At 41.1% G+C, this 15,848-nt stretch carries 2 protein-coding genes and 2 rRNA genes (1 of these 4 cut by a window edge); all 4 read left to right on the top strand.

Annotation, left to right across the window (positions count from 1 at the left end; translation table 11 throughout):
• The first annotated feature begins 225 nt into the window (after nt 1-225).
• Nucleotides 226-11,685, top strand: a complete 11,460-nt coding sequence (locus VEIT17_RS00225; protein ID WP_178884076.1) for an ESPR-type extended signal peptide-containing protein — start codon at nt 226-228, stop codon at nt 11,683-11,685.
• A gap of 88 nt (nt 11,686-11,773) precedes the next feature.
• Complete coding sequence (locus VEIT17_RS00230; protein ID WP_129823754.1) at nt 11,774-12,574, top strand: hypothetical protein; 801 nt, start codon at nt 11,774-11,776, stop codon at nt 12,572-12,574.
• Between the two features lie 997 nt (nt 12,575-13,571).
• A 16S ribosomal RNA gene (locus VEIT17_RS00235) occupies nt 13,572-15,134 on the top strand.
• A gap of 371 nt (nt 15,135-15,505) precedes the next feature.
• Nucleotides 15,506-15,848 (top strand): 23S ribosomal RNA (locus VEIT17_RS00240) (it continues 2,592 nt past the right edge of the window).
• The 16S and 23S rRNA genes sit together here, the layout of an rRNA operon.

The following is a 15,848-nucleotide window of genomic DNA, read 5'->3' on the forward strand; positions in this document are numbered from 1 at the left end:
GATATTTCCACATATCTAGAAAATTCAATTTATCTTGTTTAGAAATATAAAATTTATTTTAATTATTTTAGGAATTTCTATTTACAATTAGTTTATAAATTGTTATCATATTAATATCTTAATGAATAGTATGTGAACGTGTGTCATAAACAATTCATGAAACAAAAAATGTATATAAGGCATTTAGTGTTTTCTTTATAAGAGAGAAAGGGGTTCATAGTTTCTATGAATAAGGTTTTTAAGGTCGTTTATAGCAAATCTAAAGGCTGCTACGTAGTAGTACCTGAAACTGCTAAAAATAATAACGGCAAGAAAAAAGTATTAGCTAGCGTATTGGCTGGCTTGGCTGTAGCTGGTGCTATGGGTGGTATTGCGCCTCTAGAAGCACAAGCAGGTTATGATACTAGTGGTAGTCATGTAAATATTTGGGCTGATACTTATCCAAAAAGTAATGGTCAAAACTATAACGTTGGGCAAAACTCCATCGTTGTAGGTTACCAAAATACTACGGATGATGTAGCTGGTCATGATGGCAAAGTAGCTATTGGTGCAAAAAATACATCAACTAATAATGCGACTACTGCTGTAGGTAATAGAAATACGGCTACAGGTGGTGCGGCAACAGCTGTTGGTGCTGGTAATACTGCATCTGGCAATGGTTCTGTTGCTGTTGGTAATGTAAATAATGCTGATGCTAAGGCTGCTGTTGCTATTGGTACCTACAATAATGTTAATTACACCAAAGGTTCTTGGGAAACAACGCCTAAAAAAGCAGGTGAATATTCTACTGTAGTAGGTAATTACTCTAGTGCCACTGGTACTAGCGCTTCTGCTATGGGTGTATATACTAATGCTACTGGTGCAGGTTCTTTTGCAGCTGGTTACAACAATAATGCAAAGGGCCAAAACTCAGTTGCCATTGGTTCTGAAAATACATCCCACGTGGCAGACACTGTAACTTTGGGTCAATTTAATAATGCAAAAACAATGGGTGGTATCTCCATTGGTAAAAATAACTTGACTGACTCCACAAATGGTGGCAGAAACTTTGCAGCGACTGCAGATGAAAACTCTCAAATCGCCATCGGTCGTGATAATGAAGCGACTCATTTAGATACAATTGCTATCGGTCGTGAAACTAAAGCATCCGGTTCTGGTGCTACTGTAATTGGTGCACGTGCAGAAGCTTCTGGTAACAATGCTATCGCTATCGGTCAAAGTGGTAAAGATTCTCCTAAAGTAATTGCTAAGGGTGTAAACTCCATTGCTATCGGTATGCAATCTCAAACTGAAGGTGAATCTGGCGTAGCTGTAGGTGCTGGTACTCGTGCAAATGGCCAATATGGTGTTGCCGTAGGTCATGTGGCTAAAGCTAATGTAACTAGAGGTACTGCTCTTGGTGATGTAGCAGAGGCTAATATTGCTGAAGGTGTAGCATTAGGTGCTTCTTCTGTTACAACTACAGATAAAGGTGTTGTAGGTTACAACCCATCCGATCCTCATGAACGTAAATATAATCCTTTAACTGGTAATGTAAAAACCGCTACTACAGCTGCTGTATCTATCGGTAATGGTAGCACTTTGACTCGTCAATTGACTGGTCTTGCTGCAGGTACTGCAGACACTGACGCTGTTAACGTAGCTCAATTGAAAAACGTTGGCGTTGCTGTAACTGGTAACACTGGTAAGAGTGACTTCTTAACTGATGGCGGTAAATTGAACGTAATCGGTACAGGTCGTGTATCTACTGTAGCGGCTCATGACGGTGCGAAAGACTCCAAAATCACTGTAGGTTTTGATGACAAAGGCATGGTGAAAGCTGGTAAAAACGTTACTGTTGATGAAAAAACAGTTGATGGTCGTACTACATACACAATTAACGCTGCTGATACTGCTGCTAAATATGACTTCTTAACAAATGCTACAGCTAACGGTGGTAAACTTGACGGTGAAGCAACACCTACAAAAGTTCAAAGCGGCACTACAGTTAACTACGCAGCTGGTAAGAACTTAACAGTTAAGCAAGATATTGAAACATCTCTTGGCCAACAAACATATACATATTCCTTGAATAAGGATCTTAAAGAAATTACATCCATCACTAACAATGGTGGTCCTACAATGCACTTTGGTGGTAACAACATCAGCATCACTGGCGGTAACCTAGATCTTGGTGATAATAACATCACTAACCTAAAATCTGGTGGCGATGTAGTGAATAACGCTGCTAACATTGGCGACGTAACTCGTATTTCCAAAGCTAATGACTTGCATGTGGCTCCTACAGCAGGCACTAATAACAATGTGGCTGAATATACTGTAGATGCTAACAAAAAGGTTACATTGACTTACCAAGATGGTAATGGTAAAACTGTTAATGGCCCTAAAGCAGTTATCGACTTGAGCGGTTTGAAAACTGGCGACATGAGCTCTTTCAATGTGAAATCTACTGCTACAGAAGGTAAAGTGGCACAAGGTTCTGCTGGCGTTCAAGAAATCCGTGACGGCAAAACTGTGGAAATGCAAGCCGGCAAAAACATGATCATTAAACAAACTAATAAAAATGGTAATGCAGCTGTTGAATTTGCATTGAACAAAGACATCGATTTGACTCCAGATGGGTCTATCAAAATCGGCGATACTAACATCACTGACAATGGTTTGACTATCAATAATGGTCCTTCCATTACAAAGACTGGCATCAACGCTGGTGATTTGAAGATTACTAATGTGAAAGCTGGCGTAAACGACAACGATGCAGTTAATGTTAGCCAATTGAAACAAGTTCGTGCTGACGAACGTCACATTAAACCTGGTGAATACGCAGTTGATAACAACGGCAAAGTAACAATGACTTACCTTGATGGTAACAACAAAGACGTTCCTAACGAAACGGCTGTTATCACAGGTATTGCTAAACAAGATCTTTCCAATATCAACAAGGGTGGCGAAACAGTTATCCAAAATCTTGCTAAAAAATCCATCGATATGGAAAATGGTAAGAATACAAAGGTTAGCAACCGTGAAATCAATGGTGTTAAAACTTTCAAAGTAGACGTTGAAGGTGATTTAACAGACATTACATCCATCACTAATAAAGGTGGCGACGGCAAAGTTGTATTTGGTGGTAACCAAACTGTAAACGTTGCAGGCAATCACAACATTAACTTGAATGCTAAAGTTGGTGACATCACTGGTTTAACTAACGTAACTTTGGATGCCCCTGACTTCGCTAAAAAAGGTCGTGCTGCTACTGAAGAACAATTGAACATTGTTAATAACAAGTTCAATAACACAGTTGGTTTGACTGGTAACACAGGCGCTACTGATCTTCAAAAATTGAACAAACAAGGCGGCTTGAGCTTTGGTGTAGTTGGTGCTAACAATGGTGAGTACATTAAAACAACTGCATCCGGTAGCAATGTAGTAGCTGACTTATCCGACAGCGCTAAAAATAAATTGAACAGCACTGTTGTAGTAGAAGGTAAAAATGCTGCGAAAGTAACAAGCAATGTAATTCAAAATGCAGATGGCAGCACAAAAACTGTATATACTGTAGATGTTAACAACGTAAAACCTACTGCAGCTTCTACTGAAAAAGTACAAGCTAAAGCAGATGTAGCTGGTTCTAGCGACAAAAACATCGCTAAAGTTGCACCTAAAGCTGGTGAAAACTTCGGTGATGCAGGCGCAACTTACGAAGTAAACGTATCCCGTAACGACGTAAAAGACGCAGCTCGTGAAGCAGTAACTGTAAATACTACAAACACAACTAACAACCCTATCACTGTTACACCTGTACAAGATGAAGCAAATCATAACACTACATACCAAGTAACATTCGATGGCAACAAAGCTGCTAAACAAATTCCTTTGACTTACAAAGCGAATGGCCAAAATGCTCAAACAGTTACATTGGATAAAGGTTTGAACTTCACAAACGGTAAAAATACAACAGCCTCTGTAGATGCTGAAGGCGTTGTTAAATACGATGTGAATAAAGATTTAGTTAATATCAATTCCATTTCCAATACTACAAATGGTCCAAAAATGGAATTTGGTCCTAACTCCATTAACATCACAAATGGCCCTATCAACATGGGTGACCAAAACATTACTAACCTTAAATCTGGTGGCGATGTAGTGAATAACGCTGCTAACATCGGCGACGTAACTCGTATTTCTAAAGCTAACGACTTGCACATTGCTCCAACATCTTCTAACCGTCAAGGTGAAACTACTACATCTTACGCTTATGATGCAGCAAGCAAATCTGTTACATTGAAATATAACGATGGTAACGGTGCTAACCAATCTGGTACAGTGGCGAAAATCGACTTGTCCGGTTTGGCTGATCAAATCAAAGACGGTTATTCCTTCTCCACTGACGCTAAAGGTAATGTAGTTGGTAACCATGCTGTTACACCTGTAGCAAATGGTAAAACTGTTTCTTATGCAGCAGGTAAAAACTTAACTGTTGCTCAAAATATTGATAATGCAACTGGTGAACATACTTACACATATGCATTGTCCAATGATGTTGATTTAACACCAAATGGTTCCTTGAAAATTGGTGACACAATTCTCAACAATGGTGGTTTAACAATTACAGGCGGCCCATCCGTTACTAAGACTGGCATCAACGCTGGTAACTTGAACATTACTAATGTGAAAGCAGGCGTAAACGATACTGATGCAGTTAACGTTAAACAGTTGAAAGACTCCCGTACAGTAGTTACATCTAACGATAAATCCGTAACAGTTAATAAAACTGAAAACGGTAACCAAGTTACTTATGACTTGCATGTAGCTCCAGGTGCTGCACAATCCGTATGGAATGTGAAATCCACTGGTAATACAACTGCTGACTCCGAAGCAGCTGCAAAAACTATCACTGATGGTAAAACAGTTGAAATGGCAGCAGGTAAAAACTTGACTGTTAAACAAACTAGCAACAACGACGGTGCTAAAGTTGAATATGCATTGTCCGATAACATCAAAGTTGGTAACGACGGTAAAGATGGTAAAGACGGCGTAGACGGTAAAATCGGCGTAAATGGTAAAGATGGTTCTGCTGTTGTAATCAACGGCAAAGATGGTTCCATCGGCCTCAATGGTAAAGACGGTAAAGATGGTCTTACTATTAAAGGCGCTAACGGTCAAGACGGCGTTGACGGTAAAAACGGCAAAGACGGCATGACTCGTATCGTATACGAAGATAAAACTAACAATAAACACGAAGTGGCTACATTAGATGACGGCATGAAATATGCTGGCGATGATGCACAAGGTGCAGATAAAACTAAAGTAATCGCTAAGAAATTGAACCAAACATTGGATATCGTTGGTGGTGCAGATACAACTAAATTGACTAACAACAACATTGGCGTGAACAACGTAGATGGCAAATTGAAAGTTCAATTGGCTCAAAACATCAACTTGACTCCAGCAGGTTCCTTGACTATTGGCGATACAATGATCAACAATGGTGGCTTAACTATCACTGGTGGTCCATCCGTTACTAAAACTGGTATCAACGCTGGTAACTTGAACATTACTAATGTGAAAGCAGGCGTAAACGATACTGATGCAGTTAACGTTAAACAGTTGAAAGACTCCCGTACAGTAGTTACATCTAACGATAAATCCGTAACAGTTAATAAAACTGAAAACGGTAACCAAGTTACTTATGACTTGCATGTAGCTCCAGGTGCTGCACAATCCGTATGGAATGTGAAATCCACTGGTAACACAACTGCTGACTCTGAAGCAGCTGCAAAAACTATCACTGATGGTAAAACAGTTGAAATGGCAGCAGGCAAAAACTTGACTGTAAAACAAACTAGCAACGAAGACGGCGCTAAAGTTGAATACGGTTTAGCTGGTGACTTGACTAATATCAAGACTATTAAAAACGAAGGTCCTGCTACTTTCACAATCGGCGGCAACGAATTCAAATTCGATGGCGGCAATGTGAACATGGGCGATAATAACATCACTAACCTTAAATCTGGTGGCGATGTGATCAATAACGCAGCTAACATTGGCGACGTTAAACGTATCTCCAAAGCTAACGACATTCATATCAAAGACAAAACATACACAGTGAACGCTGATAAAACAGTTACATTGGAATATGTTGATGGCAATGATAATGCAGTGAACAAAACAGCTAAGATCGACTTGAGCAACTTGCCAACAGGCGATAAAGCTGCTGTTGAAAGCGTTGTTAAAAAATCTGCTGCTGCAGGCGACACTAACATCGCTGATATCACTGTAGCTGACGGCAAACAAACTGGTGATGCAAATGCTAAATACGAAGTAAATGTTTCCCGTAATGCTGTTAAAGATGCAGCTCGTGAAGCAGTGACTGTAAATACTACGAACACTACTAACAATCCAATCACTGTTACACCTGTTAAAGATGAAACAAACCATAACACAACTTATACAGTAACATTTGATGGCGATAAAGCTGCTAAACAAATTCCTTTAACATACAAAGCGAATGGCTCTAACGACCAAAAAGTTACATTGGATAAAGGTTTGAACTTCACTAATGGTTCCAACACAACAGCTTCTGTAGCTGCTGATGGCGTAGTTAAATACGATCTTAACAACAACGTAAACTTGACTCCATCTGGTTCCTTAACTATTGGCGACACTGTTGTTAATAACGGTGGCTTGACTATCTCTGGTGGCCCATCTGTTCTTAAAACTGGTATCAACGCTGGTAACTTGAACATCACCAATGTAAAAGCTGGTGTAAACGATACTGATGCAGTTAACGTTAAACAGTTGAAAGATTCTCGTACAGTAGTAACTTCCAACGATAATTCCGTAACAGTTAACAAAACTGAAAACGGTAACCAAGTTACTTACGACTTGCATGTAGCTCCAGGTGCTGCACAATCCGTATGGAATGTGAAATCCACTGGTAATACAACTGCTGATTCTGAAACTACTGCAAAAACTATCTCTGATGGTAAAACAGTTGAAATGTCAGCAGGTAAAAACTTGACTGTTAAACAAACTAGTAATAACGACGGCGCTAAAGTTGAATTCGACTTGGCTAACGATATCAAGATTGGTAACGATGGCAAAGACGGTAAAGATGGCGTTGACGGTAAAATCGGCGTAAATGGTAAAGATGGTTCTTCCGTTGTGATCAACGGTAAAGACGGCTCCATCGGCCTCAATGGTAAAGATGGTAAAGATGGTCTTACTATGAAAGGCGAAAAAGGTGCTGACGGTGTAACTCGTATTGTTTACGAAGATAAAAACAACAACAAACATGAAGTAGCTACATTAGATGATGGTTTACGCTTCGACGCTAACTCTGGTGGCGAAAAGAAAAATAAACTTGGCTCTAAAGTAACTGTAAAAGGTACTGGCGCTAAAGCTGATTCCGAATATGATTCCTCTAACATCAAAACTAGCATCACTCAAGGTGCTGATGGTAACAGCGAAATCAATATCGGTTTGGCTAAAGACTTGAACAACATCAACACAATTAAGAATGGTGGTAATGCTACTTTCACAATCGGCGGTAACGAATTCAAATTCGATGGCGGCAACGTGAACATGGGTGGCAACAACATCACTAACCTTAAATCTGGTGGCGATGTAATCGATAACGCAGCTAACATCGGCGATGTAAAACGTATTTCCAAAGCTAACGATTTACACATTGCACCAACTCAATCTGATCGTGCAGGTGAAACTACTACATCTTACTCTTATAATGCAGCAGATAAATCCGTTACATTGAAATACAACGATGGCAATGGCGCTAACCAAGCTAATACAATCGCGAAAATCGACTTGTCTGGTTTGGCAGATCAAATTAAAGACGGCTACTCCTTCTCCACAGATGCGAAAGGTAATGTAGTTGGTAACCACGCTGTAACAGCAGTAGGCAACGGTAAAACTGTATCCTACGCAGCAGGCGATAATTTGACAATTACTCAAAAAATCGATAATGCAACTGGTGAACAAACTTATACATATGCATTGTCTAATGACATCAAAGTTGGTAACGACGGTAAAGATGGTAAAGACGGTGTTGACGGTAAAATCGGCGTAAACGGTAAAGATGGTTCCGCTGTTGTAATCAACGGTAAAGATGGTTCCATCGGCTTGAATGGTAAAGACGGTAAAGATGGTCTTACTATGAAAGCTAAAGATGGTCAACCTGGTGTCAACGGTAAAGATGGTATCACTCGTATCGTATACGAAGATAACAGCAAGAATACACACGAAGTGGCTACATTGGATGATGGCATGAAATATGCTGGCGATGATGCACAAGGTGCTGATAAATCCAAAGTTATCGCTAAGAAATTGAACGAAACTATGGACGTTGTTGGTGGTGCAGATAAGTCCAAATTGACTGACAACAACATCGGCGTAAACAACGTAGATGGCAAATTGAAAGTTCAATTGTCCAAAGAAGTTAACTTGACTCCATCTGGTTCCTTAACAATTGGCGATACTAAGATCACTGACGGTGGTTTAGTAATCAACAATGGTCCATCCATTACTAAAGGTGGCATCAATGCTGGTGACTTGAACATCACTAACGTGAAAGCTGGCGTAAATGACACTGACGCAGTTAACGTAAAACAATTGAAATCCGCTAAGACAGAAGTTAAAGCTGGTGACAACGTAACAGTTGATAAAACAATTGGTGCTGATGGTCAAAACATTTACACAGTAAATGCAAAAGCAACTAACCTTGGCGATGCTGAACTTAACTACACAGCTAACGGCGGTGCTAAACAAAAAGTTAAATTGTCTGAAGGCTTGAACTTCGTTGACGGTAACTACACTAAAGCTTCCGTTGATGCAAACGGTGTTGTTAAATACGACGTAACACTTGGTAAAGTGAAAGACGGCGTTGACGGCAAACCAGGCGTAGATGGTGAAGATGGTATCGCAACAGTTAAAACTGTAGTAGATACAATCAACAACTCCGGTTGGAAAGGTGACGTTACTGGTAACACAGTAGGCGAACACAGTGCAACAATCGTAAAACCTGGCACAACTGTAAACTTCGGTGCAGGTAAAAACTTAACTGTTGAACAAATCGTTGATAAAGTAACTGGCAACCATACTTACAACTATGCATTGTCCGACGATATCAAAGTTGGTAATGACGGTAAAGATGGTAAACCAGGTGTTGACGGTAAGATCGGTGTAAACGGTAAAGACGGTTCTGCTGTTGTAATCAACGGTAAAGACGGCTCTATCGGCTTGAATGGTAAAGACGGTAAAGATGGTCTTACTTTCAAAGGTGCTAACGGTCAAGACGGTGTAGATGGTAAAAACGGTACTAACGGTATGACTCGTATCGTTTACGAAGATAGCAACAAGAACAAACACGAAGTTGCTACTACTGATGACGGCTTGAAATTCACTGGTAACAATGAAAGCGTTGTAAACAAAAATAAACTTAACTCCACAGTTAAAGTTAAAGGTGAAGGCGTTACTGAAGAGCAAGAAAAAACATTTGAATCTGCTGCAGGTAACATCGCTGTAACTGCTGATGGTAACGATACTTTGAACATTCGCTTGAATAAAAACATCAAAGGCATCGACTCCATCCAAACTAAGGAAATCCACTTAGGTACACCTGATAATTACACAACAATTAAGAAAGATGGGGACCGCATTAAATACGGCGACAAAACATTCGCTAACACTGACGATATCTGGACAATCCAAGCTAATGGCACAGATGTTCCAGCTAACGGCGGTAAAGTAAATGTTAAAGGTGCTGACGGTATCACAGTATCCAAATCTGCTAATGGTGAAATGACAATTAGCGGTTCTGGCCTTGGTACAATGAACAGCTTCAACGTTAAATCTTCTGGTAATACTACTGCTGATTCTGAAACAGCAGCTAAGAAAATTACTGATGGTAAAACTGTTGAATTCTCCGGCGGTAAAAACCTCACTGTAAAACAAACTAGCAACGAAAACGGTGCTAAAGTAGAATATGCATTGAGCAACAATGTAGATCTTACTAATAAAGGTTCCGTAACAATTGGCGATACTAAGATCACTGATGGTGGCTTAGTAATCAACAATGGCCCATCCGTAACTAAAGACGGCATCAATGCTGGTAATAAACAAATTACTAACGTTGAAGACGGTGTAAACGATACTGATGCGGTTAACGTACGTCAATTGAAAGCAGCTAAAACTAACCTTGTTGACGGTCAAAACACTAAAGTGACTGGCGACGGTTCTAAAGCTAACCCTTACAAAGTTAATGTTGAAGGCGATTTGAACAAAATCACTTCCATCACTAACAACGAAGGCGACGGCAAATTAGAATTCAAAGGTGACCAAGTAGTTAACGTAGCTGGCGACAACACAATCAAGCTTGATGGTAAAACTGGTGACATCACTGGCTTAACTAACAAAACTCTTGATTCCGCTGACTTCGCAACTAAAGGTCGTGCCGCAACTGAAGAACAATTGAAACTTGTTCAACAAGAAGCAGCTAAAAAATCTACTGAAAAAGTACAAGCTAAAGCTGATGCTAATAACATCGCTAAAGTAGCTCCTAAAGCTGGCGATACATTCGGTGCAGCTGGTGCAACATACGAAGTATCTGTAGATAAAAATGACGTTAAAGATGCAGCTCGTGAAGCAGTTACTGTATCTGGTGACAACAAAGCGATCACTGTAGACGTTCAACCAAATGCTACTAACCATACAACTAACTACCAAGTTAACTTCAATGGTAAAGAAGCAGCTAAGCAAATTCCATTGACTTATAAAGAAAATGGTGGCAACGCCAGAACAGTAATGTTATCTGATGGTTTAGACTTCTCTAATGGTGTAAATACTACTGCTCACACTGATGCGAACGGTAAAGTATCCTTCGACGTAAAAGGTGACCTCACTAACATCACTTCCATTTCCAATAACTCCAATGGTCCTAAAGTATCCTTCGGTGGCGATACTGTAAATATCACTGGTGGTAACCTCAACATGGGTGGTAACAAAATCACTAATGTTCAAAAAGGCACTAATGATACTGATGCAGTAAACGTTAAACAATTGAAAGATTCCCGTACTACATTGACATCTGATGATCATTCCGTAGCATTGAAGAAAACTGAATCTGCTGATGGCGGCTTGAACTATGACCTTTCCGTAAAAGGCGCAGTTGACCCTCGCGTTGATCAATTGAACGAAGAAATCGGTCGTGTAGGTGCACAAGGTGCAGCATTGTCCGCATTGAAACCTATGCAATACGATCCATTGGAACCAACTCAAATCATGGCTGGTTACGGTAACTACCGTGGTAACTCCGCGATTGCAGTGGGTGTAGCTCATTACAAAAACGAGTCCACAATGTTCCATGGCGGCTTGTCCTGGGCTGGCGGTTCTAGCCACATGATGGCAAACGCTGGTGTAACTTGGAAAGTTGGTAACAGAGATGCTGAAGCAGCTGTAGCAGACCGCTACCGCAAAGGCCCTATCAGCTCTGCATACGCAGTACAAACTGAAATGGCAGCAATGAAAGCTCAAAACGCCGGATTAAAAGGTGAAGTATCTGACTTGAAATATGAAAACGAACAAATTAAAGCTCAAAACGCTGGTCTACAAAGTGAAGTAGAAGTATTGAAAGCTCAAATGGCTGCAATGATGGCGAAAATGGGTATGTAATTTAGTTAGCAAATGGATACAACTGGTATGGGTTCCTTCGGGAGCCCTGAACCAGCACATTAATTCGACTATGAAAAGAGGAATAGATATGAAAAAATCTACAATGCTTGCTTTCACAGCGGCACTTTTAATGAGCGCAGCATCCATCACTGGTCACGCAGCAAGCGCACCAACATACGATGATAACTTGATCTTGCCAAACCCTGCATCCGCACCTGGTTTGAGCAATGTTGTATTGGTACCTGTGGCTAGCCCACAAGTAGTACAATCTCTTCATGATTACGTGAAAGCATGGGAAAATGCTGAACAAAAAATCGCGTTAGCAAAAGCTAAACGCGACAATCATGAACAATTGACTAAAGCTGATAAAAAATGGTTGCATTCCAAAGATAAACATAACTATGCTGATTACTTCCGTACGCACTCCCTTGGTCGCGTACATGGCTTTGAAACAGCTTTAAATTGGAACGGTGAAAACCGCAACAAAAACGAATACGAATACTTTGAAACGCCTAAATACAATGAAAAAGATGGCTTCGTAAATAGCTATGGTTACAACGTATTGCGTGGCATGGTAGATCGTGTTAACGAAGTTGTACAAAAGCAAAAACAAGTAGGCGGTCCTATGACTGACGACGAAGCACAAGCATTAGAAGATGCAATCTTGGATATCCTTGCGCAAGAGCAAGAACATGTATCTAACGAAGAACTTCGTCACTACATGAACGAAACAATCTGGTTCGCTGCTAAAGAAACCGTTAAAAACAAAGCGAGCGAAGAACCAACTGCTGCTGATGAGCACGTAGTAGACCTTCGTAAAGCTATTAACGAACCAATGGGTAGCAACGACTACAATAAAGTTGATTTGCGCAGTGCGATTCAACAATAAACAATATCTATAGTAATGTAGGTATTATAGCCTTTTCTTCTCTCGTTAAAAGGCTTAGTTGATCTCTAATACATACTGATGATATATGATGTATCCCTTACATACACATATATCTAAAATGACACATTGGCCCTTATATTGAGTTTATGAGGGCCCTATACCCTGGACCCCCGACTAGGGAACACAAATCCTTATTAAACAACGCCATCTGGTTGGATGGCGTTGTTTTTATTTTTATAATAACTAAAAAAATATAGTAGCTTTATATAATATATATACTATATAAAGGTAAAATAAGAGGAATATGATACGTGATAAGGGTAATATAATATGAGATAAGGATAATTTAATACGTGGAAATAAATATCCATATTGATGAGGGTATAGACCAGGTACTAAAACAAGACTTATAAATGCCTAAAATAGTAAACTAACGATATATTAATCCAATTGCATGGTATTAGTATATTTATATAATTAATAAATACAATATATAGTATGATAAGAATAGGAATATACCATATAAAGAGATATAGAAAAAAGTTTGTAAAATTTTAAAATTAGGGGTTGCGCCCCTCGGTTCTTTGTACTATAATAGCTATACAGTCGTTCGAAGCGACTGTTTATTAGTTAGCAAACACTAGATAAAATCTATGTTTGTTGATAATCGTTTTAGAATAAAAGTGTAATTCCTGGTTAAAACAGAAATTACAAAAATCTAAAAAAGATTATAAAAAGGTGTTGACATGAAAGTGACAACATGTTATTATAATCTAGTCGCCAGTTGGTGAAACACTTCGAAAGAAAGTGCTTCGAAGCTAGATGAAATCTAGTTTTACTGGTACAGATCTTTGAAAACTGAACAATGATAGGTAATCAATCATATGATTGAACATATGCCAGAGTGCGGGTTTTGACAATGTCAAAACCAACCATAATTCAAAGTTACTTAAATGTAACGACAACAAATAATGAGCTATTCAAATAGCTTCAAGATATCTTGGAGAGTTTGATCCTGGCTCAGGACGAACGCTGGCGGCGTGCTTAACACATGCAAGTCGAACGAAGAGCGATGGAAGCTTGCTTCTATCAATCTTAGTGGCGAACGGGTGAGTAACGCGTAATCAACCTGCCCTTCAGAGGGGGACAACAGTTGGAAACGACTGCTAATACCGCATACGATCTAACCTCGGCATCGAGGATGGATGAAAGGTGGCCTCTATTTATAAGCTATCACTGAAGGAGGGGATTGCGTCTGATTAGCTAGTTGGAGGGGTAACGGCCCACCAAGGCGATGATCAGTAGCCGGTCTGAGAGGATGAACGGCCACATTGGGACTGAGACACGGCCCAGACTCCTACGGGAGGCAGCAGTGGGGAATCTTCCGCAATGGACGAAAGTCTGACGGAGCAACGCCGCGTGAGTGATGACGGCCTTCGGGTTGTAAAGCTCTGTTAATCGGGACGAAAGGCCTTCTTGCGAATAGTTAGAAGGATTGACGGTACCGGAATAGAAAGCCACGGCTAACTACGTGCCAGCAGCCGCGGTAATACGTAGGTGGCAAGCGTTGTCCGGAATTATTGGGCGTAAAGCGCGCGCAGGCGGATTGGTCAGTCTGTCTTAAAAGTTCGGGGCTTAACCCCGTGATGGGATGGAAACTGCCAATCTAGAGTATCGGAGAGGAAAGTGGAATTCCTAGTGTAGCGGTGAAATGCGTAGATATTAGGAAGAACACCAGTGGCGAAGGCGACTTTCTGGACGAAAACTGACGCTGAGGCGCGAAAGCCAGGGGAGCGAACGGGATTAGATACCCCGGTAGTCCTGGCCGTAAACGATGGGTACTAGGTGTAGGAGGTATCGACCCCTTCTGTGCCGGAGTTAACGCAATAAGTACCCCGCCTGGGGAGTACGACCGCAAGGTTGAAACTCAAAGGAATTGACGGGGGCCCGCACAAGCGGTGGAGTATGTGGTTTAATTCGACGCAACGCGAAGAACCTTACCAGGTCTTGACATTGATGGACAGAACCAGAGATGGTTCCTCTTCTTCGGAAGCCAGAAAACAGGTGGTGCACGGTTGTCGTCAGCTCGTGTCGTGAGATGTTGGGTTAAGTCCCGCAACGAGCGCAACCCCTATCTTATGTTGCCAGCACTTCGGGTGGGAACTCATGAGAGACTGCCGCAGACAATGCGGAGGAAGGCGGGGATGACGTCAAATCATCATGCCCCTTATGACCTGGGCTACACACGTACTACAATGGGAGTTAATAGACGGAAGCAATACCGCGAGGTGGAGCAAACCCGAGAAACACTCTCTCAGTTCGGATCGTAGGCTGCAACTCGCCTACGTGAAGTCGGAATCGCTAGTAATCGCAGGTCAGCATACTGCGGTGAATACGTTCCCGGGCCTTGTACACACCGCCCGTCACACCACGAAAGTCGGAAGTGCCCAAAGCCGGTGGGGTAACCTTCGGGAGCCAGCCGTCTAAGGTAAAGTCGATGATTGGGGTGAAGTCGTAACAAGGTAGCCGTATCGGAAGGTGCGGCTGGATCACCTCCTTTCTAGGGAGACATACACCAAGCCAAGAGCTTGGATGTCACTTAGGTCGACACTTTGGCCAGTAAGTAGACGTAGCATATGCGCTAGCTGTACTTACAACCTAACATTGTTCGGTTTTGAGAGATCTGTAAAGACTCTCAAACATAAATGAATATATCGCAAGATGTAGTCAGTTATTGTTCTTTGAAAACTGCATAGAAGAATTAATATATATTTGTAAGGTCATCTCTTAGAATTTCTAAGTAGGTTGACCCGAGCACATAGGAAATAATTCTCTGACTTAATGGTGACGTACATGAAAATGTACGGCCACAAAATAAACGACAATGTATCGAATGCATGTCAATAAAATCTCAAATACGAAAGTATTTTAAGTAAAGATTTTAAGGGCGTACGGTGGATGCCTTGGCGATATCAGCCGAAGAAGGACGCGGTAAGCTGCGATAAGCTACGGAGAGGTGCAAGCAACCTTTGACCCGTAGATTTCCGAATGGGGGAACCCGGCAGTGGTTATGCACTGTCACCCATAGCTTAGACTATGAGGAGGGCACCTGGGGAACTGAAACATCTAATTACCCAGAGGAAAAGTAATCAAACGAGATTTTCTTAGTAGCGGCGAGCGAACGGGAAAGAGGCCAAACCGGAGCGGGCAACCGCACCGGGGTTGAGGACAGTCATCAAGTGTAAATGAGGTAGAAGAATCGAGTTGGAAAGCT

This window comes from Veillonella nakazawae (assembly GCF_013393365.1).
In the GTDB taxonomy this organism is placed as follows: Bacteria; Bacillota; Negativicutes; order Veillonellales; family Veillonellaceae; genus Veillonella; species Veillonella nakazawae.

What these genes read in the sequence shown, in the direction of transcription:
- VEIT17_RS00225 (WP_178884076.1), top strand. Translation starts at nt 226, where the DNA reads ATGAATAAGGTTTTTAAGGTCGTTTATAGCAAATCTAAAGGCTGCTAC.
- VEIT17_RS00230 (WP_129823754.1), top strand. Translation starts at nt 11,774, where the DNA reads ATGAAAAAATCTACAATGCTTGCTTTCACAGCGGCACTTTTAATGAGC.